Origin of the sequence: Psychrobacter sp. (genome assembly GCF_035469765.1) — a bacterium.
GTDB lineage: Bacteria > Pseudomonadota > Gammaproteobacteria > Pseudomonadales > Moraxellaceae > Psychrobacter.
The window spans coordinates 1-3731 of record NZ_DATIRM010000303.1 but is presented as its reverse complement, the minus strand read 5'-3'; the positions used below and the strand labels follow the sequence as shown (position 1 = coordinate 3731).

3 protein-coding genes are annotated in these 3731 nt (G+C 43.6%); 1 reads left to right on the top strand and 2 read right to left on the bottom strand.

Translation table 11 applies throughout. The annotated features are described in order from the left end of the window. Window positions 1-638 (bottom strand): DUF72 domain-containing protein (locus VLN09_RS08590; protein WP_325245601.1); only part of this gene is annotated, 638 nt, incomplete at its 3' end. A 57-nt stretch (window positions 639-695) separates the two neighbouring features. Beyond that, window positions 696-1733 (bottom strand): polyprenyl synthetase family protein, encoded by a 1038-nt coding sequence (locus VLN09_RS08585; protein ID WP_325245599.1) that lies wholly within the window; start codon window positions 1731-1733, stop codon window positions 696-698. 693 nt (window positions 1734-2426) lie between these two features. On the opposite strand from VLN09_RS08585, the gene VLN09_RS08580 reads away from it, so the two are divergent. Further along, on the top strand, window positions 2427-3731 hold a 1305-nt coding region (locus VLN09_RS08580), incomplete at its 3' end, for an enoyl-CoA hydratase-related protein (protein WP_325245597.1).

Here is a 3731-nt window from a genome sequence, read left to right as displayed (position 1 = left end):
TCAGCCGCACTCATCGCATCCCACCAGTTTAAATTATTACCGTGCATACGTAGGTAACCCGTACGCTGAGTAAATATCAGCCGTGACGGTGGTAGACCACTTACTTTGGGATAATCAACGCTGCACCAAATCAAACCTTGCTCGGTAAAGCTATCGACTACTTGCGGGGTATGCCAGCCATTATGACGAAACTCGATGGCTAGTGGATAATCCTTAAACCAACTTACGAGGTTTGCTAAATAGAGGCGATGCTCGCGAGTACGATCAAAGCCATGTGGAAACTGTAATAATAGTGGCGCTAGAGCATTGGCTTCGATGAGCGGTGTTAAAGCAGTAAGGAAAGCTTGCGCGTGTTCGCTTGTGCCTTTACGCGCATGAGTAAAGTCTTGATGCAGCTTGACCGCAAACTTCAACTCACTATCTGCTTGCACATAGGCTTTATTGACCATACCTGCAAAGGCTTTTTGTCCGATAGGCGCATAAAAGGTGCTATTAATTTCTACTGCACCATATTTTTTGGCGTACTCCCGTAAGAAAACTGTCTTTTTGGTGCCGGTTGGATAAAGCGTGCCAAGCAAGTCGGTATCGCTATAACCGCCAGTGCCTAGATAAATACGCGGAGTAGGGGTACTGTCCATGTTGACCACTCTTTGCTATTTTTGCTGATTAAAAGGTTGAGCGTGTTAGTTATAAGCCTATTTCTTACGTGACCAGAGCCATTCGATGAGTGCCAATAGTGCGTCATTGTCTGCGTTACTGCCAAGCTCACGACTATTTAGTTCACGGCTGCTTAACTCACGAATGATGGCTGCGCGTCCATCATTAAACAATGATTGTGCATATTTGGTTGCTTTCTCAACGCCCATAAATTTTACATAGGTAGATTTATCCAATTTTTCATCGCTACCAGCAGGTTTACCGAGGGTATCGGTAGAGGTCGTTACGTCTAAAATATCGTCCTGAACCTGAAAGGCGAGACCGATATGTTGAGCACACTCTTGTAATGCCATGCGCTGCGGCGCCGTCGCGCCAGCACATATACCGCCCATTAGCATCGCGGCTTCAATCAAGGCACCGGTTTTATCACGGTGGATAGCTTCTAAATCATCTTGTGAGATGTCGTTACTGGCTTCAGCATTCAGGTCAAGCATTTGACCCGAGACCATACGTCTGGCACGCGGGGCAAATATAGCGATAAGCTGGCTAGCAATAGCTGAGTCAAAAGGCGCAAAGGTCGGTATCTCTGCTGTCAATACCTCAAATGCTAGCGTTTGCAACACGTCACCTGCTAGTAGGGCAGTGGATTCCTCAAAGACGATATGAGCCGTTGGCTGACCACGGCGTAGCTCGTCATCATCCATACATGGCAAGTCATCATGTACCAACGAATAAGTGTGCAGTAGCTCCACCGCCAACGCTGCACGGCGGTACATATCATAATCTGAGTCGTTTTCTAACAACATTTCTAAACCATCGCCATTAGCCATACTTTTGACATTATTGCTATAAGTGCTGGCAAAGGCGCTGGCGACCAACAAAGGGCGCACCAATTTACCGCTACCTGTCATCACATAGCGACAAGCATCGAGCAGCGGACTTGGTAGCTCAGCGTAAGCAAATAATACCTCGATATCTTGCGTAAGCTGCGCACGCACATCGTGATGAAATTGCTTAGTATTCGTAAAAGGCATGAAGCTAGGATCGGTAAGGTTTGGTGTAAGAAAAACAGTCATAATCCAACCATCTATAAGGTGAATAATAAAAATATCGCTAGTGTAGCATGATAGGTTATATCCCTTCTGCTGCACGTAGTATCCGTGAATCATTTTTTATACTTTAGTGTTAAAAAAGCCGGTTAAAAACCGAAATACTGTCATAAGCTGTTGTTACGTATTAGTGATTTAACTTAGCAGTCGAATATGTTTTGATAAGAAGTCGAGTTAAGAGGTTGTTTTTCACTATATAATCTTAGTATACAAACAATCTCTTAAGGCAGATTGCTAGTCAGGTAAAGGGCTGCTGTAGATTTAAGAGTGACTTGCGAGTATGGTATTAGCTTGTGACAGTCGGGGGCATAATCCCCTACACTAATTGGCGTGAAATTGGTCTGGCGATTAAAAAATGGGGTTTTGTACCCATTTTTTAATCTAAAAATGACTATTAGACCAAATCTCAGTCAATAGCTGCAACTGTAATAATAGAACACCAGTACATAGTTATAAATACACAGGCATAAGCGCTGAATAATAAAGATATCTTCACTGTTTAATCTGGCTAACTTTTATCACCATTATCACGATGACGTCATTATTGTTGATTATGATGAAAGGGCAGGTTAGCGGTGCTATTACCCATTTTTCTAACAATAACTGGCTATTTATTTTAATTTTAAAACGTAGCTTTCGTTATATAGCAAGGAGTTCCAAATGGTATACCAAGGAAATCGCATTACGGTGACAATGCTAGAGGATGGCATCGCCAACATGCAGTACAACGCCGAAAATGAGAGCGTGAACAAGTTTGATGCTGAAACCAACAAGCAATTTGCCGAAGTTGTTAATGCTTTAGAAAAAGCGGATGACGTTAAGGGCTTAATCGTCACTTCAAGTAAAGGCGTCTTTATCGCTGGTGCCGACATTACTGAATTTGTGGCTTCTTTTAAGCAATCAGAAGAAGAAATCAAAGATTGGGTTATTAATATCAATGACGCCTTTAACCGCTTTGAAGATTTGCCTTTCCCGAAAGTAGCTGCTATCAATGGCGCGGCGCTTGGCGGTGGTTGTGAGATGACCTTGGTTTGTGAATATCGTGTCATGAGCGACAAAGCCATCATCGGTCTACCAGAAACTCAATTGGGTATCTTCCCAGGTTTTGGTGGTACGGTTCGTAGTACGCGTGTCATAGGTATCGATAATGCGCTTGAGCTGATTGCAACAGGTGCGCCTAAAAAAGCACTTGATGCGCTAAAACTAGGCTTGGTTGATGCGACTGTTGCTGCTGATGACTTGCAAGATGCGGCCATTGATTTGGTCAAAAAATGTATCTCAGGTGAGCTTGATTGGCAAGCGAAGCGTGAAGAAAAGCTAGTTCCTGTCAAATTAAATCAGCTTGAGCAAGCGATGGCGTTTAACAGCGCAAAAGGTATGATCTTTGCCAAAGCCAATCCTAAGCAATATCCTGCGCCAGCACTTGCTATCGCTGCTATCGAAAAACACGTTAACTTACCACGTGATAAAGCGATTGAAGTAGAAGCGGCAGGTTTTGCAAAAGCGGCTAAAACCCCACAAGCAGAAAGCTTAGTTGGTTTATTCTTAAGCGATCAGTTGGTTAAAAAGTTAGCCAAACAGCACAGCAAAAAAGCACATGAAATCAATGAAGCGGCAGTACTCGGCGCTGGTATCATGGGCGGCGGCATCGCTTATCAGGCAGCCAGCAAAGGCTTGCCAATTATTATGAAAGACATCAAGTCTGAGCAATTAGATCTTGGTATGGGCGAAGCCAGCAAGCTACTTGGCAAAATGGTTGATCGCGGCAAAATGACCCCAGCGAAAATGGGTGAGACTTTAAGCCGTATCCGTCCTACTTTGAATTATGGCGACTTTGCTGAAACGGATATCGTTATCGAAGCAGTGGTAGAAAATCCAAACGTTAAGCGTGCGGTACTAAAAGAAGTAGAAGGCTTAGTAAAAGATGATTGTATTTTAGCGTCAAATACCTCAACCATCTCTCTT